The sequence below is a fragment of the Streptomyces sp. F001 genome (assembly GCF_004187715.1).
In the GTDB taxonomy this organism is placed as follows: Bacteria; Actinomycetota; Actinomycetes; order Streptomycetales; family Streptomycetaceae; genus Streptomyces; species Streptomyces flavusporus.
Genome location: NZ_QZWF01000003.1, coordinates 724,274 through 744,832 on the forward strand (window position 1 = coordinate 724,274; position 20,559 = coordinate 744,832).

Consider the following 20,559-nt stretch of genomic DNA (forward strand, 5'->3'; position numbering starts at 1 on the left):
GGCGCTTGGGCGAGCCCTGCAGCTCTGACCTGTGGGGATGCCTTCTCCCAGCGGAGGCCGTGTGTGCCGGGAGATACTGCTGTTGACCGTGGTTCTCCGCTCTTAAGGGCACGTGGAGGGCACGGAGTCGGGGAAGGAAGCGGAGCCGCGGTAGTGCGGCTCTAACGGCCAGTCGATTACCAGCTGAGCTCGGGCCGCCTCGTATTCCGCCTCTACCTGCTCGGCTATGCGTGCTGCACGGCGATAGGCGACGTACAGCGTGCGGGTGAAGTCGAATGCTTCCGCTATGAACTCCGGCTGGTATGCGGCTGCTCGCACGGCGTCTCGCGTTACCGGCTCCCGTGCCCCGTAGTGCTTGCTGATCTCCGGCGCTGCCATGCAGGCGCGCACCGCGATGCCATACAGCTTCTCGTCGCCGTCGTGGTCCCACGTCCACCGCGACTGTTCCGGCCCTAAGTGATGGAACACGCTCACCCCCGATAGCACCCCAACGTGCTTGCCATGTCCGCGCAGACACAGCGTGGAAACCTGGACAGCCACGTTTGTCCAAATCCGCGCAGGTCGCGGGGGAGACCGGCTCAAGGCGTCAGGCACGCCCGGTTTGTGGGCGAAGGGTTCGTGACTGGTTGCCCCAAACACGCTTCCCAAATGTTCGTCTGGGGGTACGAGGATGTGCGGGAGCGTCCTGACCTGCGGTGCGGCATGGACGGGCGGGGTTTCTGAACGGGGGTGAACGCCGGTGAATGCAACCAGAACTGCAACCACGGAGCAGCGTGTTCTGCCTGTTCAACGCCCCAGTGGGAGACCACGGGGGTGACGTGCGTGATCCCCATGCCTGGGTGTGCTGTGCTCGCGTATCGTCCCTCGGGTGACTGACGCGACCGTGGCTGACCGGACTGACATTCCGGGCAGAGTTCTCGCCCGGCTGGCCGACGCCTTCGGTGTTGGAGAGGTACGGGGGCCCCGCTACCTCGCGGACGGGCTGATGAACGTGAACTGGAAGGTGGACACTCCGGCCGGGGCGTTCGCCCTCAAGCGGGTCACCGACGTGCCCCGGGACCGGCTGAGCCGCAACCTTGGCATCCTTGCCCCGCTTGCCGAAGACGGCATTCCTGTCAGTGCTCCGGTCATGACCACGGCCGGCTCCCTGGTCGCTGAGGTTGCCGGCGGCGTGTGGTGCCTGTTCCCGTGGGCGGCAGGTGCCCACGTCCGGGGTATCGACCTCAGCCTGAGTCAGGCGGCCTCGCTGGGCACCCACCTGGGGCGCCTGCATGTGAGCCTGGGCCGGGTCTGCGGTCGGGGGCTGCTGCCTGTCGTGCCCGATGCGGTTTCGGCGGACGTCACGCTGCCGGAGAGGGCCGTCGAGAAGTCCCATCGGCTGTCCGAGGCAGTAGCCGCCAAAGGGATCGGCAGTGCCTTCGACGCGGCGACCTCCGTCGCTCTCGATCACCGTCGGGCACTGATCACCAAGCACGCTGATCTCCGTCCGCGGCACGCGACCGCTGAAGGCACCCATGGGTGGACGCACGGTGACTTCCAGTACCGGAACCTGCTGTGGGAGGGCGAGGAGCTTGCCGCCGTCCTGGACTGGGATCGCGTTGGCGTGCGCCCCTACGCCGAAGAGGTCGCCCGGACGGCGCAGGTGCAGTTCGGGGTGGACGGGGTGTTCGACCTCGACCGTGTCTCGGCGTTCGTCGGCGGCTACCGGACCGTGGTGCCGTTGGAAGCTACCGCGCTCGTGGACGGTGTCCGCAGGCTGTGGTGGAAGCGGATGACGGACTTCTGGCAGCTGGAGTTCCACTACGACCGCGGTGACTTCTCCTGCGATGAGCTGTTCACCGCGGACGAGGCGCTGCTGCACTGGTGGACCGACCGGCTCGATCAGGTCGAGGACGCGTTCGCCGCCGGGTAGATCCCGAGAGTTTCGAGGTCCGGCAGTCGCGGCCGGGCCAGATGCGCCGCCTGCTGACGGGCTTGCTCCCCCAGAGTCTCGTAGTCGGCGGCGCGGATGGCGTCCGCCCACACCTGTGATCCAGCCGTGTGAGGCAGGACGATCCCCGTGGTGCCGATGGCTTCGGGAATACCGCCCCGGTCCGTGCCGATGCTCGGCGTCCCGTGCAGCGCGGCTTCGATGATCACCCGGGGGAACGCGTCCTCCACCATGGACGGCACCAGCAGCAGTCGGTGGCTGCGGTAGAGGGGGGCCATGTCGTAGACCCGCGGGACGAAGGCCACGTTGGGGTAGGCGGCGAATTGGGCGGCGGTGTTCCACCAGCCTTCGACCAGGGTGAAGTGCTGTTCCGGCATGACGCGGATGAGCTGGTGCAGGAGGTCGGCGCCCTTTGCGGGGATCGGGTTGACCATGAGCACTGACCCGGTGCGCGACACGTGGCTGCTCGGCTGAGGCGGTGCGAACGGCGGACGGAAGACGGCGAGTCGGGTGCCGTCGGTCCGTGGTGCCCGTCGGAGGACGAATTCGGAGACGGCCAGGCCGTAGTGCGGGTGGCCGGCGAGGACGCCGAGTCCGGTCTTCGATACGGAGTGCAGGATGCCCGCGACAAGTGTGGCCGACCGGGCTTGTGCGGCGAGGTCGGCCGCACCTTCCTGTGAGGTGAACAAGACGTCGGGCCGCAGCCCAGACAGCAGGCCGCTGAGGACTGACATGGTCCGGTGCTGCGGTACGGCGATGCAGTCCACGCCATTCCACCGGTAGCGCAGTTCGCCCTGTGTCTCCTCGTAGTGGCTGTGGTGGGCGGCGAGGAAAGCGCGTAGCTGGGGGAGCTGTTCGGCTTGGTCCCACGGGGCTTGGTGGGAGCCCAGATAGACGGTCTGCCAGCCGGCTGCGGCGAGTTCCTCGGCGAGGAGTTGCTGGGTGACCTCGGCCCCGCCGATGAGGAGCGGGGGTGGGGTGCGCCGCCACGCGAAGAGGGCTGTGGGCATCGGCCGGTCACCTCGTCCAGAACGTGACGAGGGACTCCACCGCGTGCGCGATGTCGGCCGGGCCGGTGTCGACGGGGATGACTGTTACCCTCCGCGAGACCGGTGGTCGCGCTCCGGAGACGAAGTAGTCCCGCGCATGGGCGAGGAACGCCGGATCGTGGAGGAAGTAGTCGGACTCCGCAGCCGTGTGCCCGGCCGTTTTGCGGCGCAGGCTCAGTACTTCGGCGGGTACGTCGAGGTAGAGGGTGTGATGGGGGCGGAGGAACGGGAGCTGCTGGAGTCGGTCGCGGAGCTGGTGGTGGACGTCGTAGCCGAACAGGGCGTCGAGGGCGTGGGCGTGGGCGTGGGCAAGGAGGGTGTCGACGGAACGGTCGAGGATCGCTACGGGGCCGGCGCTGGCGAGTGCTGCGCGGACACGGGCGTTCTCGATGTCCATGAACGTCTCGAAGGCGGCGAGCTGTGCGGCTGCGGAGTCGGTGCGGGCCGGGGGGATATCGTCGCGGTGGGCGATGTGCTGGACGTAGCAGTCGGACACGTATGCCCGTTCCTCGATGCCGCGGTTGCGCAGGTGCTGTATCGCGGTGGATTTCCCCGCGTACGAGGGCCCTTCGAGGGCGATGATCTTCACGGGGACTCCGTCCGGTAGAAGCGTTCCGCGTAGGTTCCGGTGCCGGTTGGGAGGTCGGCGGTGATGGTCCAGGCGTGCCGGATCGGCCGGTACATCTTTCGGGCCGGATGCATCTGGGAGCCGTGCATCCGCAAGACGGTGGCCTTGTCGAGGATCACCTCGGTGATGTCGACCAGTTCGGTGGTCATGGTCGGGCCGGTGCGGGCGCGGAAGAGGTGTTGGTCGCATCCGGCGAGCGCATAGGTGGACCAGAACGCGAGGTCTTCCCAGAACCATCGGCATCCGAGACGGACCGCGGCCTCGTGCACGAGGAGGTGATCGGGGTGCCGGGTGACGGCGGCCGGGGCGAGGAGTTCGGCGTCGGGGTGGGCGTCGACGACCTCTCGGAGTTCGTCGGTGATCTGTTCCAGGCTGGCCTGGCTGTAGGGCCGGTACGGCGGGTTGGCGTCCTTGTGGCCGAGGAGGACCCGGGTGGCGCCGAGCGGAGCGAGCGCGGCGGCGCCTTCCCTGTTGCGTAGGTCGGATACGACGTCCTCGGTGGTGTAGGCGTCCTCCAGGGCCGGGTGGACGCTGGTGGAACGGGTGAACACCGTGGCCACGGTGAGCGGGCGGGGGTGGGCGAGGAAGGTTCCGGAGGCCGACAGCGCGAAGTCGTCATGGTGCGGTTCGATGGCGAGGACGGGGCGGCCGGCCGGGTGGCGCAGCTCGATGAAGTGGGGGCGGCCGTTGTGCGGGGCCATCAGCTCGATGACGTGATGGTCGTGGGAGCGGTGCCGTTTGACGAGGTGGTCGGTCCACTCCTCATGGGCGCGGACGAGGTCGTCGGGGAATGTGTAGATCCCTTCCGCGTCCGGCACCGGCAGGGACAAGGTCATGGGAGGCTCCTGGTTCATCGGACGGTCGTCTCGTACCAGTGGCGCCACATGCGCGCGGAGCCCAGCCGCAGACGGGCGGTCACGGGGTTCTGCCACCACAGCATCCGGAGGCTGGACCACTGGTCGTAACGGCGAGTGGAGGGGCGTACGCGCAGGTCGTCCAGGATCGCGACCGGGGCGGTGGTGGCGCGGCCATGGGTGGTCAGGCGCGTGAAGAAGTCGATGTCCTCGCTCATGAACAGGTCGTCGCGGTATCCGCCCACCTCCTTGAAGGCCGCGGCGGTGACGAACTGGGCGACGCCCTGCGCGCCGCCGTGGGCGGCGCGGTAGTGGTCCCAGTACGCGCACAGCAGCCGCGCCCCGAGCCGCTTGGGGGTGTAGAGGGGCGGGATGGCGCCGCCGACAGCCCCCGCGTCCATCGCGGCAGCTGCGGCGCTGATGGCTTCCATTGGCAGGGCGACGTCGGCGTCCGTGAAGAACAGCCGCCGGCTGTTGGTAGCGGCCGCGCCGCTGTTGCGGACCCGGCCGATGCTGCGGACGCTCTCGCTGATCACGCGAACGCCGAAGGAAGCGGCCATGTCGGCGGTGGCGTCAGTGGAGGCGTTGTCGACCACGATCACCTCCCCCTGCTCGCCGCTGGTCTCCTCCCATCGGGAAAGGGAGGCGAGGACAGTGGGGAGGTAGCGCGGCAGATATGCGACTTCGTTGTGGGCGGGGATGACGACTGCCAGGCCGGGGCCGGTCATCGGGAAGTCCTTTCCGTGCGCCGAGTGCGGAACAGGTGGGGTGTCTGGTGGGTGAGGCCGGTCAGTCGGCGCGACCACAGCGCCTGGTCCTCGCCAGGGGCGGAATGAGCCCAGCAGCGGACGGTGATCAAGACCACCCAGGCCGACAGACGGGCGTTGTCCAGGGCGAGCGGGTATCTGCTGGTGAGCGCTTCGCGATCCCACGGCGTATGAGCGGCGGTCATAACGAGGGCGTGGGCGACGTCCGACTCCCGCTGGCCGGGGGTGGCGTCGGTGAAGTCGACCAGATAGCGCGTGTCCTGGGCACCGGAGAGGACGACGTTGTCGAAGTGGAGGTCGCCGTGGCGCCACACGGTCGGTGCCGTGTCGGGGGTGTCGGCGATGAGGGAGAGCGCGGGGGCGATCTGGTCGAGCAGTTCGGACGGGCAGCGGCCGGTCAGTGAGGAGACGACGTCGAAGAACGGGCGTCGCGGAACCGACCGCGCGACCGGCGCCCGGTGCAGACGGCCGAGGAGGCCGCCAAGGTCCTTGAGTGCCTCGGAGCGCGGGATGCGGTCGGCGCGTACGGAGGTGCCCAGGGTGCAGGTGCCGAGGTCGGACATGATGAGCGCCGTGGCGCCTTCATCGGAGGCGGTGCCGCAGCCGAGAATCTCCGGGACAGGCACGGAGGCCGCCGCCGCACGGATCGCCGTCGCTTCGGTGAGCGCATTGCGGCGGGCGGTATGCGCGTACAGCTTCACGATCACGCTCCGACCGTCGCGAAGGCGGGCCCGGTACACGGCCGTGCGGGAACCCGTCTTCAGACGCTCCGCAGTCCGGGCAGGCGTGCCGAGAAGCGTCGCGCAGGCGCGGGAGATCATCGGAGGGGGCGTGCTCATCGAAGCCCCACGGGCTCGGGGTGGGCAGCGCCCAGCGCACGGACGTGCCGCAGGGTGCGCCGCAGGAGCATGCGGTACTCACGGACCTCGTCCGTACGCGGGCATTCCGTCTGCCACGGCTTCTCGGGGCCTACGAAGTGAACGAGTGCTGCGGCCGTGTCGGGGCGCAGGGGGCGAGTAACCACGCGACGCACCCAGTTGCCGCGTTCGAGGTACCGGCCGATTTCGAATCGGTTGTAGCCGGCGCCGACCGGGCGGACGCGGCCGGTGTGAAGGAGCCACAGGTTCAGGGCGTCCTGGTCGTTGTAGAAAATGTGCCGACGCTGCCGGACCAGGGCACGACCGACGCCGCGCCGTATGTCGGGGAGGTCGGTGGTGTGGGCCCACAGCAGACCGGCGTTGTAGTAGGGGCGGCCCTTGAGGTGCGGCCAGCGTTCCGCGACGCCGGGGAGGGCTGGGCATTCGCCGACGGCCGGGTTGAACTCGTCGGGTACTGCACCGAGTTCACCTGGTTCGAGGGTGTTGAGCGGGATGGTCAGGTCGCCGCGAACGAGGGTGTCTGCGTCCACGTAGATCAGGTACGGGCGGCGGACGAACGCCGCCGTGAACTCGAATCGCAGGTAGGTGGTGACGGTGATGTACGAGACGTCAGCCATCCGCGAGACGCGCAGCGGAGAACGATGCGCAAGGTCGAAGGAGCCGAAGCCAGCCCGCTTGGCGAGATCGGAGAGGAGCAGCGCGTTGGCCGGAGTGAGGTCAAGGGTGAGGACGCGCAGCGCCGCGTCTCCGCGGGCGCTGACGGTGAGGCTGTCCGCCAGGCCAGCGATCACAGCGAGGCCGGGGGTGAGGTAGTGCCGGTCTATACAGAGACCGAACGCGTACACGGCGGGTCCACCTTCCGCTCGTGGAGTGGATACGTGTTGCACATAGCCGGGCCGGTGGCCCGGTCTCTGCCTGGCCATGCGGCTGGGGTGCCGTTTGAGGGGATTGCGGTCACTGGCAGAGAGCGGGAGTTCAGGGGGGCGACGGGGCGGTGGCGACTGCGACGCCGATCACGAAGCCGCAGGACGCGGAGATCAGCACGATCACGAGCGGTCCTGTGAAGCGGGCTAGCCAGTCCACGGCGCGCCGCATCACAGCCGCCTCTCGGCATCCCCGATCCACGGGATCATCGGCTGATCTCCCCACCCGCGGCGACGGTCAACGCGATGGTGAGGTCACCTGCTGCCGTGTATGCGGGGCCGTCAGCCGGGTCGCTCACCCAGCGCAGCAGCCCTCCCTCCCAGCCCGACGGAGCCAGCACGACCCACGAACCCTCGCCGAGCGCGTGGGTCTGGTCCTGCTGCCATCTCTGTGCGGTGCCGGGCGGGGTGAGGAAGTACGCCTGGCCGCTGCCCTGGTCGTGCAGCACCGGTCCCACCGGGGTGCCGGAGGCTTCGAGGAAGCGCACCGCCCGTACGCCGATATCGGCCTCGACGCGGATGGCGTCCCACTCTTGACCGGCCGCGACGAGTGTCGGCTGGCTCAGACGCCTCGCCCAGGTTGCCCGCGGCAGGCGGGACTGATGTGAGTGCAGGGCCATGGCTCTCCTCCGTCCGCTGGGGTCTGGTGCGCCCAAACCCCCGGAGTCCGTCACCGACGAGGTTCAGGCGCTCACCAAGCGTCATCGGCCATCGGCAACTGCGGTATGACCAGTGGGTGTTACCGAGGCGGGAATACACTCGTTTCCGGCTTCGTACGAAGCTTGATCGCGCCTACGATCGAACCCGGAAGTTGGCCCATGGACGCCACCACCCCCGGCCCGCTCGCTCCCGACCTCCTCGAACGCGAGGATGTCCGCCGAGCCCTGGCAGAGCACGACTTCGCAGCCGCTTTCGCCCTGATCAAGAAGTACGGCGGCCTGTCGCAGAACCGCATCGCCTCCGCCTGCCACCTCACCCCCGGCAAGGTCTCGACGATCATCAGCGGTCAGCAGCAGGTCACGAGCTTCGAGGTCATTTGCCGTATCGCCGACGGGCTCCGGATCCCGGGCCATCTCCTTGGACTCGCTCCGCGTGCTTGGGAAACCCGGCCGGTCCAGGAAGACCCGTCGCCGGAGCCTGAGGGCGAGCGGCCCAGCACCGATGAGGTCCCCTGGCGGCCCGATGCCACCGTGGACCTGGCCGCGAACCTGACGAGGAGCGATCTCGTGATGGACCGACGCGCGGCGACCCGCGCACTGGCCGGGGCCGCCATCACCGGCGCCGCCCTGCTCGACCCGCTGGAGGGGTGGCTCCAGCCAGCGGCCTCCGCCGCACGACCACGACGGCGCGGCCGACTCGGCGCACGGGAGATCGAGGAGCTGGAGTCCACTGCCCGCGCGTTCCGCGCCTGGGACCACAAGTGCGGCGGAGGGCTGCGCCGCAAGGCCGTGCTCGGCCAGCTCAGCGAAGTGGCCGCCCACCTCGACGAACACCAGGCACCCCGGGTCGAACAGCGCCTCTACCAGGTCATGGCCCGGCTCGCCGGTACGGCAGCCACCATGGCCTGGGATACGGGTCTCCAGCGCCGCGCCCAGAAGTACTACCTTCTCGCCCTGCGCGCCGCCCACGCCGGCGGTGACCTGGTCTTCGGAGCCAATGTCCTGGCGGGCATGGCCCGCCAGATGCTCTACTGCGACCAACCCCAGGACGCCCTGGAACTCATCCGCCTCGCCCAGGACGGTGCTCGGCACGTTGCCGGGCCCCGAGTGCGGTCCATGCTCCACACCCGCGAGGCGTGGGCGTACGCGGCGATGGGCCGCACCGCAGCCTTCCAACGAGCCACCGCCCAGGCAGCCGAGGCGTTGGTGGCTGCCAAGCGGGGCGAAGAGCCGTACTGGATCGCCTACTTCAACGAGGCCGAGCTCGCCGGCACCACTGGCGGCCGACTCCTGGACCTGGCCCGCCAGGACCCCAAACAACACGCCGAAGCCGCAGCCACGGAAATCCGCCAGGCCCTCGACCGACGCGGCCCCGAAGCCAGCCGCAGCCATGCCCTGGACCGCATCGGCCTGGCCCAGTGCCACTTCCTGCTCGGCGACGTGAACGCGGCGGTGAAGGAAACCCACCGCGCCGTGGACGCAGCGCGCGCCACACGCTCCAGCCGCGTGCGCGCCCAGCTCGGCGAGCTCTACCCGTACACCGTGGGCAACAGCACGGCCCGACCCGTGCGCGAGGCCCGCGATAGGATCCGCGACCTGCTGTCGGCCTGAAAGAGGAGAACGAGGACCGTGACGACCATCGCGGTGACCGGGCACATGGACCTGACCGAGGACACCATCCCTCTGGTCCGCACCGCCCTGGACGACCTGCTCAAGCAGTACGCCGAGGACGGCGATCTCGTCGGCGTCTCCTGCATCGCCAAGGGATCCGACTCACTCTTCGCCGAAGCCGTCCTCGCCGCCGGCGGACGCCTGACCGTCGTCATCCCCTCCGAGGACTACCGAGAGAACAAGGTTAAGCCCGACCACGCCCCACTCTTCGACCACCTCGTCGAGGCCGCAGAGGAAGTCCTCGTCCTCTCCCACGAAACGGCCAACCGGCAAGCCTACGAAGCCGCCAATGCCGTCCTCATCGAACGCGCCGACCGCCTCGTCGCCGTATGGAACGGCGAACCGCCCACCGGCAAGGGCGGCGGCACCGCCGACACCGTCCTCGAAGCGCAGGCGGCCGGTATCCCAGTAGACGTGGTCTGGCCGGATGGGGCAGCTCGCAAGGGCTGAGCAGTGTCCACACTGCACCTGCACCAGCCCTCTCACCGTAGGAGATCGGGCTTTTCTCAAACGCCGCGACCAGGCCGTGGGGGACGCTTGTCGTCAAGCAGTCGGCCGTGCGCATTGGGACGGTGGTCGTCGTGGTTTCCGGCAGCCCCTCCCTGGTCGACGCCCACCTGGCGGGGGCTGTCGACAAGGCCCGCCAGGCGGGCTGAGCAGCCTGGCTGAGGGGCTGCACGTGGTGATCGCTATTGAGGCGTATCCCGTTCCGGGAAGGCGAGGTGTTCCGCCTCGGAACAAGGAGGTTGTTCCGAGGCGGAACAGAGGGCGCGTTCCGAAACGGAACACCGGGGACGTTCAGTTCATGTGTCCCTCTGCTCGATGGGGCCGGGTGTCTACCGTGACCGGTGTGGTCGAGGCGGCTGTGGTGTGTGGGCGGGAGGGGTATCTGCTGTGGCCTGCGGGTGGGCCGGCTGTGAGGGAGGCGTGTGCTGGCGGCTTGTGCGGCGTGGGCGCGGGCTTGATGGCTGGGGGCGTGGCGTTCGCCGAGGCGTTTGATGCGCCAGGTCAAGACCTCCGCCGGGGACTGTGCGTCGTCCAAGGAGCGTTGCGTGAGGGCACGTTGGAGGACGGTGGCGTGGTCGTGGCCCGCGGCTTCGGCGGCAGCCAGGACTGCGGTCAGGGCGTCCCAGGCGGGCTCGGTGAGAATCTGCTCGGCGTGGGCGGGCGCGATCTCGCGGACTGTGTGGGCGTAGCGGTTGACCGTGTGTGGCTGCGGTTCGTGTCGGGCGAGGGCAGCCAGGGCGGTGGGGGCGGTTTGGTCGTAGGCGGCCTGCAGGTGGATGAGGGTCTGGCGGGCGGCGGCGACCTGCCGATCGTGGTGGCGCCTGTGCACAGACTCTCCGACCCACTCGTCGAACTGGCCGGAGCTCACACGGACATGACTTCCCATCAGACAGTTTCGGCTGGCCAGCCCCTCGATCCGACAGTCCGGACGACAGCAGGGCACGACACCGACGAAGACGGCGCGGAGCGGGCCTGAGGTCTTTGGTCTGGATCAGGCTGGATCAGGCTGGATCAGGGCGGGCTCCGGAGGTTGTGAGGAGCCCCTTCCCCCGATTATGGTCGCCTTGACGATAAGTGGGGGAAGGGGCTTCCTGCATGACCACGACGACGGTGAGCAAGCGCGCCGCGACCGGAGCACTGATCGGGCTCGCCCTCGGGGACGCCCTCGGCTTCCCGACCGAGTTCAATGACGTGCCCTCGATCCTCGCCAAGTGCGGTCCCTGGCGGGAGATGGAGCTGCCGAAGCGCGCGTTCGTCTCCGACGACACGCAGATGACCCTGGCCCTCGGACGCGCACTCAGGACCGCCCTGGGCCGGGGCGTGCTCGTCCCGAAGCGGCTGGAGCGGCCGCTGCGCGAGGAGTTCGTCGACTGGTACCAGTCGCCGGAGAACAACCGGGCCCCGGGCAACACCTGCCTGACCGCCTGCAATCTGCTGAAGGCGGACGGACGGGTCTGGCAGGAGGCCAGCCAGCTCGGCTCCAAGGGCTGCGGCGCCAACATGCGCGTGGCCCCCGTCGGGCTCGCCCCCGGGCTCAGCGACGCACAGCGCGCCGGTGCCGCCCAGTTGCAGTCCGCGCTCACCCACGGCCACCCGACGGCCCTGGCAGCCTCGGACCTCACCGCCCGCGCCGTGCACCTGCTTGCCCAGGGCGCCGACCCCGCCGGACTCGTCGGCCAACTGCGGTCGTACGCCTGCGACAACCGCACCCGCTACCACCACACCTGGCTCGGTGACCTCTGGACCCGCTCCCAGGACCCCACCCCCGAACGCTTCATCGCGCGCGGCTGGGACGAGTGCCTGGAGATCCTCGGCCGGCTCCAGGAGGCCGTGCGCACCGTCTCGCCGGAGACCGACCCGTGCCTGGCCACCGGTGCGGGCTGGGTCGCCGAAGAGGCCTTCGCCACCGGCCTGCTGTGCTTCCTGCTCTTCCCCGACGAGCCCGTCACCGCCCTGCGCCGAGCCGCCTGCTCCTCCGGCGACTCCGACTCGATCGCCTGCCTCACCGGTGCCTTCGCGGGCGCCTGGCTGGGCGCGGAAGCCTGGCCCGCTCAGTGGGCGGACCGAATCGAGTACCGGGGCGAGCTGCTTGCCCTGGGAGCGCTCTGGGACGCCTGAGACTTGTCCGGTCGATCATGTGCGGAGCCAGATGACGAGGGCTGCAGTGAGTCCGTGGCCTGATATGCGCTCCGCACGCGATCATCCTGCGGGCCCAATGTCAGTGCGGATCAATACAGTTGCTCCGCCGGCCGCGCCCGTGCGGCCGGATCCGTTCTCGAAGGAGCTCCTAAGGTGCGTATACGAAGACGTGCGGCGGGTGTCGCACTGGTCCTGGCGGTCGCGTCGTTCAATCTGCTCGGTGCCCCCGGCACGGCAGCGGCACAGCCCCAGGGCGGCATCGTCCTGCCCGTGCGGTCGCACTGGCAGACCCTCGCCGACAGCCGCCATGTGTACGTCAGCGCGCCCGGCGACGACGCGGTGCTGGCCACCGACCACGACGGGCAGGTCGTGAAGAAGGTGGAGGGTCTCGACGGGGCGCGGGGTATGGCCGAGTCGGCCGACGAGTCCACCCTGTACGTGGCGCTCCCGGACGCTGACGCGATCTCCGTCATCGACACCGCGACCTTGACTGAAACGCGACGCATCTCAACCGGGGCCGACACCGAACCGGAGAGCCTCGCCCTCGCCGGCGGCCGACTGTTCTTCGGCTACCAGGCCACCGTCTTCGACGCCGGCATCGGGTCGGTCGCCATCGCCGAGGCGACCCCGACCGTCAGCCTGGACGACAACCCCGTCTGGTACGGCAAGCCGCGACTCGCCTCGTCGCCGGGCGCGCCCGACCGGCTCGTCGCCGCGGAGAGCCAGGGCGCGCTGGGCATGCGCGTGTACGACGTGGGCTCCGGCACGCTTCAGGAGACCGCCTACAGCGACGCCGTCGGCGATGTCGAGGACGTGGCGGTGACGCCGGACGGCAGCAGTGTGATCACCGCGAACGGCTCCAACTACTACCACCAGCGGTGGCGCCTGTCGGACCTGACGGAGGAGGCCCAGTACGACACCGGCCCCTACCCCAACTCCGTTGCTGTCGACTCCCACGGCACGGTCGCCGCGGGGATCGTGGCGGGAGGGGAGTGGGACGTCCATGTCTACCGCCCGGGAGAGACCGCCGCGTACCGCACGGTCGCGTTGTCGCCGGGGTACGCGAATCTGCTCGACCGAGGCGTGGCCTGGGCGCCCGACGGCAACAGGCTGTTCACCACCCGCTTCCCCTACTCGGGCGAGGTCGTTCTCGACATCGTCACCGACGTCGCCAAGGCATCCAGCACGATCACTCTGTCCGCCCCGCCGACGAACCCCGTCGGCACGCCGGTCACCGTGACGGGGAAACTGACCTCGCTGGTTCCCTTCCCTAAGCGCAGAGCGGTCACGGTGACGCGCGACGGCGTGGAGCTGCCGGATGTGAAGGTCGGACGGGACGGCACCTTCAGCTTCAGTGACACCCCGCCCGACTGGAACACGTATCCCCAGTACACGGTCACCTACGCGGGCGACGCCCGGCATGTGCCCGGCACGGCGACCGTCATGGTCGAGTTCGTCGGCTGACCAGGCCGGGCAGTTTGCCCGAGCCCGTCACAACGGTGTGGGGCCGGTGTCCCGGAGACACCGGCCCACACCGCGCTGGCGTACCGGATGTCGTAGGGCCGACGGAACCGGATCCGCGCCCAGGCCGGACACCCGCCGCTGGAACTCAACCCGCTGAACATGCTGCACACCGTGCGGATCGAGCTCAGAGCCCCCTCGGGAGGCTGTTCTCACCTGCACTTGATACTCCCGCCGTAGGAAGGCCGTTCGCGGACTGTGCCAGGTGCGCTCGCAGAACGCCCCGAAGGTCGTCGCGCCGGAGATGCCTGTCACATTCCCGCCCCGAATGCGGTCTCTCCCTTGGCAGCACAGAGACGCGGCGATGAAGAAAGGCGGCAGGCATGCGGGAAATCAGCCGAAGGAGCCTGCTGGGGGCGGGACTCGGGGCCGCGGCGACGATGGCTGTCGCCGGGTGCGGTACGGGTCTCGCTATCGGTTCCGACCCGCCGGGGCAGGAGCCCGGCCGGGGCGGTGCCGGCGGCACCGGGGGCGGTAGGACGCCCCGGCCCACCGAGCCCCCCGTCCGGCTGATAGGCGACGGCTCGACCGCCGACACCGGGAAGCAGCCGCACCAGCCGGAGGATCCCGAGCCGCTGGAGCCGGGGGACATCCCGCCGCAGTTCGTGGTTTTCTCCTGGGACGGCGCGGGCGAGGTCGGCAACGGGCTCTTCCCGCGTTTTCTGGAACTCGCCGAGAACCATGGCGCGGCGATGACCTTCTTCCTCTCCGGCGTCTATGTGCTCCCCGAGTCGAAGAAGACGCTGTACCGGCCGCCGAACAACCCCGTCGGTGCGTCCGACATCGAATATCTCAGCGATGACCACATCAAAGATACGCTGACGTACCTGCGCCGGGCGTGGCTCGAAGGCCACGAGATAGGAACCCATTTCAACGGGCATTTCTGCGGAGGGTCGGGCTCCGTCGGGAACTGGACTCCCGCGCAGTGGGAGAACGAGATCGACCAGGCCGTCTCCTTCGTCACCGAATGGAAAACGAACAGCGGCTGGACCGACATGGACCCGCTGCCTTTCGACTACCGCAAGGAACTCGTCGGTGCACGCACCCCCTGCCTGCTCGGCCAGGACAATCTGCTGCCGACCGCGAGGAAACTCGGCTGGCGCTATGACGCGAGTTCGCCCGGCGGCCGTCAGATCTGGCCCGTGAAGCGGGGAGGGGTGTGGGACCTTCCGCTGCAGGCTGTCCCCTTCCCCGGGCACTCCTTTGAGGTGCTCTCGATGGACTACAACATACTGGCAAACCAATCGGGAAATTCGACGAAGGGAATGCCGTCCCGCTATCCGGGCTGGCGCGAGCAGGCCACCGAGGCCTATCTCAGCGGATTCCAGCGCGCGTACGAGTCCAATCGCGCACCCTTCTTCGTCGGTAACCACTTCGAGCAGTGGAACGGCGGCATCTACATGGACGCCGTGGAAGAGGCGCTGAAAGTCATGGCGGGCAAGAAGGACGTACGGCTGGTGTCGTTCCGTCAGTTCTGCGACTGGCTGGACGTCCAGGATCCGAAGATCCTCGAGAAGCTCCGTACGCTTGGGGTCGGACAGGCACCCACGGGCGGCTGGAACTCCTTCCTCCAGGACGTCGACGGAGCATCGGCGCCGTCGGCCGCTTAGAGCCACTGTGGGCCACGTGTGGGCCAGCCGAGGCACTCTCATCTCATTGCATGCCCGTGTGGGCCGGATTGCACCGCTGTTGACCGTGGTTTTCCGTCCTTACGGGCATGCTGTGGGCACGGCTCCGGAGTAATTGGTCTGGGGGATGGGGCAGGGCTTCGGCGTAGTCGCGTGACGTCCGTTTCCTGATCATGTGAGTCCGAGGAGGGCGAGCGGTCGGCTGGCGTCGCGGGCGTTGTGCCGGAGGCCGGCGGCGATGCTGCTCTTCCCGGCGAGGCGAAGGGCGCCGATGGCAAGGTTGCGCCAGGTCGCCATGGCGCGGGGTGCGGAGCCGGTTCGCAGTTGGGAGGCGTCCTCGGTGAATGTCACGTCTCGGACGTGGTGCAGGGCTTCGATCTTCCAGTGGCTGCGGATCAGCCGGGCGAGTTCGGCGGGTGTGGCCTGTTCGGCGGTGAGGCTGGTGACCGCGTAGACAGTCTTGATGCTGGCCTTGCCGGTCTTGCGGTCCACTCGGCGGCGCTTGAGCTGGACGGCCTGGCGGGCGCCGGGAAAGAGCAGGCTGTTCACCGTGCACACCTTGATGCGGCGGATCTCGCCGCCCGGTCCAGCGCGTCGCCGTCGATGCGGCCCAGCAGCCGCCGCACCGTCGCCTCCGCCGGCAGGCACCGCTTCGGGGGCAGCGGATCGGGCCGTACGCCAAGGCGCTCCGCGACGGACGGCGGGGCGTCGTCGATCCACTCACCCACAGCCAGCAGGGAGGTCGCTCCGGCCGGAACCGCGCACGCGGTCAGCGCGAGCACGACGACCAGAGCGTGCCGTACGCCGCGCGGATCGCGAGGGTCGGGCACCTCGGCCAGTCGCTCCAGCAGGCCCGGGATCTCCTCGGGCACGGGCCCAGGATGCTCGCGGAGTTGGTCAAAGGCAGGCGGGATCGGCGATGATGCGTCGGCAGGCACGGTCTTCCACTCGGATCACGGGGCGTCGAGAACTCCATGATCTTGGAAGCCCGTGCCTGTCACGCTCCCAGAACCACGCAGAACTGACAGATCGTCACGCGGGCGTCAAGCGACTACGGCGAAGCCCTTGCTGCCCACACAACGACGACCCCCGCCCTTCCGCGCTGGAAGGACGGGGTTTGCGGTGGGGGCACGTTCGCAGGTCGCGCTCGTCGACCAGGACGGCGCGGTGCAGGTCAACCTGTACCTACCCAACGGGGTAGGACGGGTTTGCGGGTGACTGGCGATCCACGTCCATGCGGTCCACGTGCCGTGTCACGGGCCGTTGGTCCCAGGCGTTTTCACGCCAGCCCTGGGGCACGTCAGCCGCCGGCGGCGTCCTCGGCCTCCCAGCGCAGCAGGTCGCCCGGCTGGCATTTGAGCACCTCGCAGAGCGCAGCGAGCGTCGCGAAGCGTACCGCCTTGGCGCGGCCGTTCTTGAGTACCGCCAGGTTGGCGGGCGTGATCCCTACCCGGCCCGCGAGCTCGCCCACGGACATCTTCCGCTTGGCCAGCATCACGTCGATGTCGACGGTGATCGGCATCAGATCACCTCAGCCAGCTCGGCCTGCATCTGTGCCGCCTCGATGTCGCGCGCGACGGCCTGGGCGAGCAGCATCCGCAGCACGAGCACGATGAGCGCGACCCCCAGGATGGCCACGCCAACCCCGCCCATGATGACGGTGACGCCCGGGTCGGCCCGCTGGCCCGGCGCATTGAGGGCCGTGACCGCGAACCACAACAGGGCAGCCGCCACGATCGCGCCGATCACGGCGTCCACGTACCGGAAGGCCGCGTGGGAGAACACGGTCCCGCGTCGCACCATCGTCACCAGCCGCCATACGCTGACCAGGGCTGCCTGGGCCGACACCATGCCCAGGATCGTGATCACGCGCAGCGGGGTCAGCGGGAGCGACCCGTCCTCCGGGTCGCTCCCGCTGACCAACACCCACACCATCAATGCCTGCACGAACACGGTGCCGGCGAGCACCACCGCGAGCACGGCGCGCAGCGCACGCACTGTCAGCTTCCCCACAACCCATCCTTCCATCGAGTTACGATGAGAATCTATCGATTTTCGATAGGTGAAGCAAGGGTGGAGCGGCGGGTTCGCACCGTGTCGGGACGCCGCCGACCCCTCCCCTGGCAGGGCGGTTGCGCGCACCGTCTTGATCTTGTGGAGGTCGACCTCGCTTGGGCACAAATCGGATGCCACCCGACTACGCCGAAGCCCTGGGGGATGGGGCGACGGGGCCTTGGGAGGATTCCGCGTCCAGGTGTCTCGTGCCCAGGACATGTGTGGTTGCGGATGCGTAGGGGGGTCGGCTTCCGGCTGTCATTCGACATCGACTCCGTAGGCGCGGGCGAGGCCGTCCGCCCATCCCTGGCCGAGGGCCCGTGGGCCGAGTCCGGTCGACATCCTGGCGCCGCCACTGCCCACGCTGAGCCTCGCCGCACGTGGCCCGATTCGAGGTGCGCACTCCACGAGTGGAGACACGCACACTCATCCCGGGCACCCCGACACGGAAACCGAACCCCACGACATACCCCTCTCCCAGGAACAGTCCGGCACCCGGATGGGGCCTGTGAGGTCGGCTCGGCTGATCCTCGGCAATGGGACATGTGGAAGTGCCGGATACATCAATCCGGTACATGGACTACTCTTGGTACATGTCCATGAAGCGCACCAACGTCTACGCCGACCCCGAGGACCTGGCCATCATCAAGGAGGCCGCCAAGCGCCGAGGTATAAGCGAGGCCGAGATCATCCGCCAGGGCATCCACCTTGCAGCCATGGCGAACCGGGTCTGGGACGAGCCGCTGTTCTCACGCACCTTCGAGGGGCCGGGGCGCACGCTGTCCAAGTCGGAGGTCCGCGACACGGTCGCCGATGCCGTCCGGCGTGAGACCGGCTCGGGTTCCGGATCCGCCGCGTGATCATTGTCATCGCCGATACGTCCGGCCTTCTGGCAGCTCTGGACTCGGCTCATCCGGAACACCGGGCGGCGAACGAGGCGATCATGGCGGCGGGCCTGCTGGTCATGTCCCCGCTCCTGCTGGCCGAACTGGATCACGTGGCGACGCGTGAGCTCTGCAGGGAGGCTGCCCTCAGCGCGGTCGACGATCTGCGGCGCTGGATGAGCCGGGGTCGTGTCGTCATGCCGGAGATCACGGAGGGCCACCTGGGCGCCGCCCAGTCCGTCCGTGTCCGCTACCGCGCGCTGGACCTCGACCTCGCCGACGCGGTGAACGTGGCGCTTGCCGCCGACTACGACACGGACGCGATTCTCACCCTCGACCGACGAGACTTCCGGGCCGTACGCCCGTTGGGCCGCTACAAGGCGTTCCGGGTACTCCCCGACGACCTCCCGCTGTGACGCAGGACCCTCGAGGGTCAAGTGCCCGCTCCCACAAGGGGCTTGTGCACCGCCCGCGACGAAGCACGTGCAGGACGGTCATCGCCCTCGCCCGGGAACAGCGGGCTGAGGACTCGCCTCCGGCTCATCTACGTGAAAGTGCAGGTCAGCGCCATGCTGTGACGTGATTGGGGGTGCCCTCTCAAGGCGCGCGTGCCCTCTGCGTGCCCAATCTCGAGGTACAGGAGTACTCGTAAACGCAGCAATGGCTCCCCAATGAAACAAGCCCCAGGTCGCTGACCTGGGGCTTCAAGAAGAGCGGGTGACGAGAATCGAACTCGCGCTCTCAGCTTGGGAAGCGACGGCGCTTCCAGGGGCTCTGTGGCTCTGACCTGCACAGATACCTTCTCCTCGGGGTGGTCGTAGGGGTCGGATTGCACCGCTGCTGACCGTGGTTTTCCGCTCTTACGGGCACGCGGAGGGCACGGCGCCGCAGCGAGCGGGAATGTGGCGTGCACGTGGCCCTTGTCTCGCTCGGCCTACCTCGACTCGAAGGTTGGCCTGGGCGCGCTGTTGCGGCTGCACATGCCGAGTCCCCGTCGGCTCTTCGAAGTCACCTGCTTCGTGCAGAGGGTCGGCGGAAGCGGGCCGGCGGTGGGCAGTGGGCACCGTGCGGAGTGATCATGCAGACGATCGGGCACCGCCACTGGGCGGTGCCCGACCAGGGAGTGGTCACTTCCGGCGCGCGGCGCCGCGTTCCTTCAGCAGATCGGTCATCAGCTGCATCTCCGACTGCTGGGCTTCGACCATGCCCTGAGCGAGCTGCTTTTCCGGCTCGACCTCGCACTGCTGGGCGCAGGCGCGGGCCATGTCGACGCCGCCCACGTGATGGTCGTACATGAGCTGGAGGTAGAGGATCTCCGCCTGTCCGCCGTTGAGCTAACCGAGCTTGGCGAGCCCGGCACCTGCCTGCGGGCGAGTACATGACTTCCTGAATTCAGGAATCTCTGTATCGTTGTCTGTGTGCTGACACTCGCTTCCGAGGTCGAGGTGCTCTCCCGCTTCGGCCGCGCGCTCGCCGACCCCATCCGCTGCCGATTGCTGCTCGCCCTGCGCGGGGCCCCGGCACACCCCTCCGACCTGGCCGACCGGCTGGGCATCTCCCGCACCCGCCTTTCCAACCACCTCGCCTGCCTACGCGACTGCGGCCTGGTCGTAGCCGTACCCGTCGGCCGCCGCACCCGCTACGAGCTCGCAGACCCCCGCCTCGGACACGCCCTGGACGACCTGCGCACCGCCGTCGTAGCCGTGGAAGCAGACCGCACCTGCCCCGACGCGGATGAGCAGGGCTGCTGCTGACCATGACCGCGATATCCCTCGGCCCCTCACCCGCCCGGCGCGAGGCGCTCGCCCGCCGGATACGCCTACTCGTGGCCGCCACCATCACCTACAACGTCATCGAGGCGATCGTCGCCATCACCGCCGGCACGCTCGCCTCCTCCACCGCCCTGATCGGCTTCGGCCTCGACTCGGTCATCGAGGTCTCCTCGGCCGCCGCGGTCGCCTGGCAGTTCTCCGCCCGCGACCACGCCGTGCGCGAGGCGCGCGAGCGGAGGACCCTCCGCATCATCGCGATCTCCTTCTTCGCCCTCGCGGTGTACGTCACCGTGGATGCCGTCCGCGCCCTCACTGGGGCGGGAGAGGCGGAGCGCTCCGTCCCGGGGATCGTCCTCGCAGCCCTGTCGCTGGCCGTCATGCCCTTCCTCTCCGCGGCCCAGCGGCGTGCGGGACGCGAATTGGGCTCCGCTTCCGCCGTGGCTGACTCCAAGCAGACCCTGCTGTGCACGTACCTGTCCGCCGTTCTGCTCGTCGGGCTGGCCGCCAACGCCGTTCTCGGTTGGTCGTGGGCCGACCCGATCGCGGCCCTGGCCATCGCGGCGGTGGCGGTCAAGGAGGGCCGGGAAGCCTGGCGCGGTGACGGGTGCTGCGCGGTGCCTGTCCCGGATGCCGCCGAAGCTCAGGACGAATGCGGGTGCAAGGCGGGATGCGCCTGCTGAGAGGCGCACGCGCG

At 69.0% G+C, this 20,559-nt stretch carries 23 protein-coding genes and 1 pseudogene; 11 read left to right on the top strand and 13 right to left on the bottom strand.

The window, feature by feature from the left end:
• Positions 1 to 102: 102 nt before the first annotated feature.
• Positions 103 to 474 carry a hypothetical protein gene (locus StrepF001_RS16600; protein WP_129799000.1) on the bottom strand — a complete coding sequence of 124 codons (372 nt, stop codon included), beginning with the start codon at positions 472 to 474 and terminating at the stop codon, positions 103 to 105.
• A gap of 394 nt (positions 475 to 868) precedes the next feature.
• On the opposite strand from StrepF001_RS16600, the gene StrepF001_RS16605 reads away from it, so the two are divergent.
• Positions 869 to 1,912, top strand: coding sequence for a phosphotransferase (locus tag StrepF001_RS16605; protein WP_240797529.1), 1,044 nt, complete (start codon positions 869 to 871; stop codon positions 1,910 to 1,912).
• On the opposite strand, the gene StrepF001_RS16610 is transcribed toward StrepF001_RS16605, so the two are convergent.
• The 7 genes from StrepF001_RS16610 to StrepF001_RS16640 all read right to left on the bottom strand — a co-directional run bounded on the left by StrepF001_RS16610 (position 1,882) and on the right by StrepF001_RS16640 (position 7,649).
• Entirely contained in the window at positions 1,882 to 2,940 is a 1,059-nt protein-coding gene (locus StrepF001_RS16610) for a glycosyltransferase (protein WP_129799001.1), read from the bottom strand. The genes StrepF001_RS16605 and StrepF001_RS16610 overlap by 31 nt on opposite strands.
• Positions 2,941 to 2,947: 7 nt before the next feature.
• Positions 2,948 to 3,568, bottom strand: coding sequence for a hypothetical protein (locus StrepF001_RS16615; protein ID WP_129799002.1), 621 nt, complete (start codon positions 3,566 to 3,568; stop codon positions 2,948 to 2,950).
• On the bottom strand, positions 3,565 to 4,443 hold the full coding sequence (locus StrepF001_RS16620; protein WP_206306873.1) for a PIG-L family deacetylase: 879 nt from the start codon (positions 4,441 to 4,443) through the stop codon (positions 3,565 to 3,567). The genes StrepF001_RS16615 and StrepF001_RS16620 overlap by 4 nt, the downstream gene beginning before the upstream one ends.
• Positions 4,444 to 4,457: 14 nt before the next feature.
• Positions 4,458 to 5,189, bottom strand: coding sequence for a glycosyltransferase (locus tag StrepF001_RS16625; protein WP_129799003.1), 732 nt, complete (start codon positions 5,187 to 5,189; stop codon positions 4,458 to 4,460).
• On the bottom strand, positions 5,186 to 6,067 hold the full coding sequence (locus StrepF001_RS16630; protein WP_276322826.1) for an aminoglycoside phosphotransferase family protein: 882 nt from the start codon (positions 6,065 to 6,067) through the stop codon (positions 5,186 to 5,188). The genes StrepF001_RS16625 and StrepF001_RS16630 overlap by 4 nt, the downstream gene beginning before the upstream one ends.
• A complete protein-coding gene (locus tag StrepF001_RS16635) occupies positions 6,064 to 6,951 on the bottom strand; it encodes a glycosyltransferase (RefSeq protein WP_129799004.1) in 888 nt (295 codons plus the stop codon). Before StrepF001_RS16635 ends, StrepF001_RS16630 begins: the two co-directional genes overlap by 4 nt.
• 284 nt (positions 6,952 to 7,235) lie before the next feature.
• Positions 7,236 to 7,649 carry a hypothetical protein gene (locus StrepF001_RS16640; RefSeq protein WP_129799005.1) on the bottom strand — a complete coding sequence of 138 codons (414 nt, stop codon included), beginning with the start codon at positions 7,647 to 7,649 and terminating at the stop codon, positions 7,236 to 7,238.
• A 198-nt stretch (positions 7,650 to 7,847) separates the two neighbouring features.
• Between StrepF001_RS16640 and StrepF001_RS16645 the strand changes: the two genes are divergently transcribed.
• From StrepF001_RS16645 to StrepF001_RS16670, 6 genes are all read left to right on the top strand, one after another.
• Entirely contained in the window at positions 7,848 to 9,299 is a 1,452-nt protein-coding gene (locus StrepF001_RS16645) for a helix-turn-helix domain-containing protein (RefSeq protein WP_129799006.1), read from the top strand.
• A gap of 18 nt (positions 9,300 to 9,317) precedes the next feature.
• Positions 9,318 to 9,809 carry a hypothetical protein gene (locus StrepF001_RS16650; RefSeq protein ID WP_129799007.1) on the top strand — a complete coding sequence of 164 codons (492 nt, stop codon included), beginning with the start codon at positions 9,318 to 9,320 and terminating at the stop codon, positions 9,807 to 9,809.
• 598 nt (positions 9,810 to 10,407) lie between these two features.
• Positions 10,408 to 10,842: a hypothetical protein gene (locus StrepF001_RS16655; protein WP_129799008.1), complete on the top strand. Its 435-nt coding sequence runs from the start codon at positions 10,408 to 10,410 to the stop codon at positions 10,840 to 10,842.
• Positions 10,843 to 10,961: 119 nt separating this feature from the next.
• Positions 10,962 to 11,984 carry an ADP-ribosylglycohydrolase family protein gene (locus StrepF001_RS16660; RefSeq protein WP_129799009.1) on the top strand — a complete coding sequence of 341 codons (1,023 nt, stop codon included), beginning with the start codon at positions 10,962 to 10,964 and terminating at the stop codon, positions 11,982 to 11,984.
• A gap of 174 nt (positions 11,985 to 12,158) precedes the next feature.
• Entirely contained in the window at positions 12,159 to 13,469 is a 1,311-nt protein-coding gene (locus StrepF001_RS16665; RefSeq protein ID WP_129799010.1) for a hypothetical protein, read from the top strand.
• A gap of 380 nt (positions 13,470 to 13,849) precedes the next feature.
• Positions 13,850 to 15,136, top strand: coding sequence for a hypothetical protein (locus StrepF001_RS16670; RefSeq protein ID WP_129799011.1), 1,287 nt, complete (start codon positions 13,850 to 13,852; stop codon positions 15,134 to 15,136).
• Positions 15,137 to 15,325: 189 nt separating this feature from the next.
• On the opposite strand, the gene StrepF001_RS47945 is transcribed toward StrepF001_RS16670, so the two are convergent.
• From StrepF001_RS47945 to StrepF001_RS16685, 4 genes are all read right to left on the bottom strand, one after another.
• A complete protein-coding gene (locus StrepF001_RS47945; RefSeq protein ID WP_240797531.1) occupies positions 15,326 to 15,703 on the bottom strand; it encodes a transposase in 378 nt (125 codons plus the stop codon).
• Positions 15,700 to 16,026, bottom strand: coding sequence for a transposase family protein (locus StrepF001_RS47950; protein WP_240797532.1), 327 nt, complete (start codon positions 16,024 to 16,026; stop codon positions 15,700 to 15,702). Before StrepF001_RS47950 ends, StrepF001_RS47945 begins: the two co-directional genes overlap by 4 nt.
• A 428-nt stretch (positions 16,027 to 16,454) precedes the next feature.
• Positions 16,455 to 16,676 carry a helix-turn-helix transcriptional regulator gene (locus StrepF001_RS16680; protein WP_129799012.1) on the bottom strand — a complete coding sequence of 74 codons (222 nt, stop codon included), beginning with the start codon at positions 16,674 to 16,676 and terminating at the stop codon, positions 16,455 to 16,457.
• Entirely contained in the window at positions 16,676 to 17,167 is a 492-nt protein-coding gene (locus tag StrepF001_RS16685; RefSeq protein WP_129799013.1) for a DUF2975 domain-containing protein, read from the bottom strand. Before StrepF001_RS16685 ends, StrepF001_RS16680 begins: the two co-directional genes overlap by 1 nt.
• A 635-nt stretch (positions 17,168 to 17,802) precedes the next feature.
• Here StrepF001_RS16685 and StrepF001_RS16690 point away from each other — a divergent pair.
• Together StrepF001_RS16690 and StrepF001_RS16695 are read left to right on the top strand one after the other, a co-directional pair.
• Complete coding sequence (locus tag StrepF001_RS16690; protein WP_129799014.1) at positions 17,803 to 18,069, top strand: CopG family transcriptional regulator; 267 nt, start codon at positions 17,803 to 17,805, stop codon at positions 18,067 to 18,069.
• The gene (locus tag StrepF001_RS16695; RefSeq protein ID WP_129799015.1) at positions 18,066 to 18,509 is read left to right on the top strand and encodes a PIN domain-containing protein; all 444 of its coding nucleotides are present in this window, start codon (positions 18,066 to 18,068) and stop codon (positions 18,507 to 18,509) included. The genes StrepF001_RS16690 and StrepF001_RS16695 overlap by 4 nt, the downstream gene beginning before the upstream one ends.
• A gap of 711 nt (positions 18,510 to 19,220) precedes the next feature.
• Here the strand turns inward: StrepF001_RS16695 and StrepF001_RS16700 are convergent.
• Positions 19,221 to 19,451: pseudogene (locus StrepF001_RS16700) on the bottom strand (DUF305 domain-containing protein); the annotation flags it as partial.
• 60 nt (positions 19,452 to 19,511) lie between these two features.
• Here StrepF001_RS16700 and StrepF001_RS16705 point away from each other — a divergent pair.
• Complete coding sequence (locus StrepF001_RS16705) at positions 19,512 to 19,847, top strand: metalloregulator ArsR/SmtB family transcription factor (RefSeq protein WP_129799017.1); 336 nt, start codon at positions 19,512 to 19,514, stop codon at positions 19,845 to 19,847.
• Positions 19,848 to 19,849: 2 nt separating this feature from the next.
• Positions 19,850 to 20,545 (top strand): cation transporter, encoded by a 696-nt coding sequence (locus tag StrepF001_RS16710; protein WP_129799018.1) that lies wholly within the window; start codon positions 19,850 to 19,852, stop codon positions 20,543 to 20,545.
• The last annotated feature ends 14 nt before the right edge of the window (positions 20,546 to 20,559 follow it).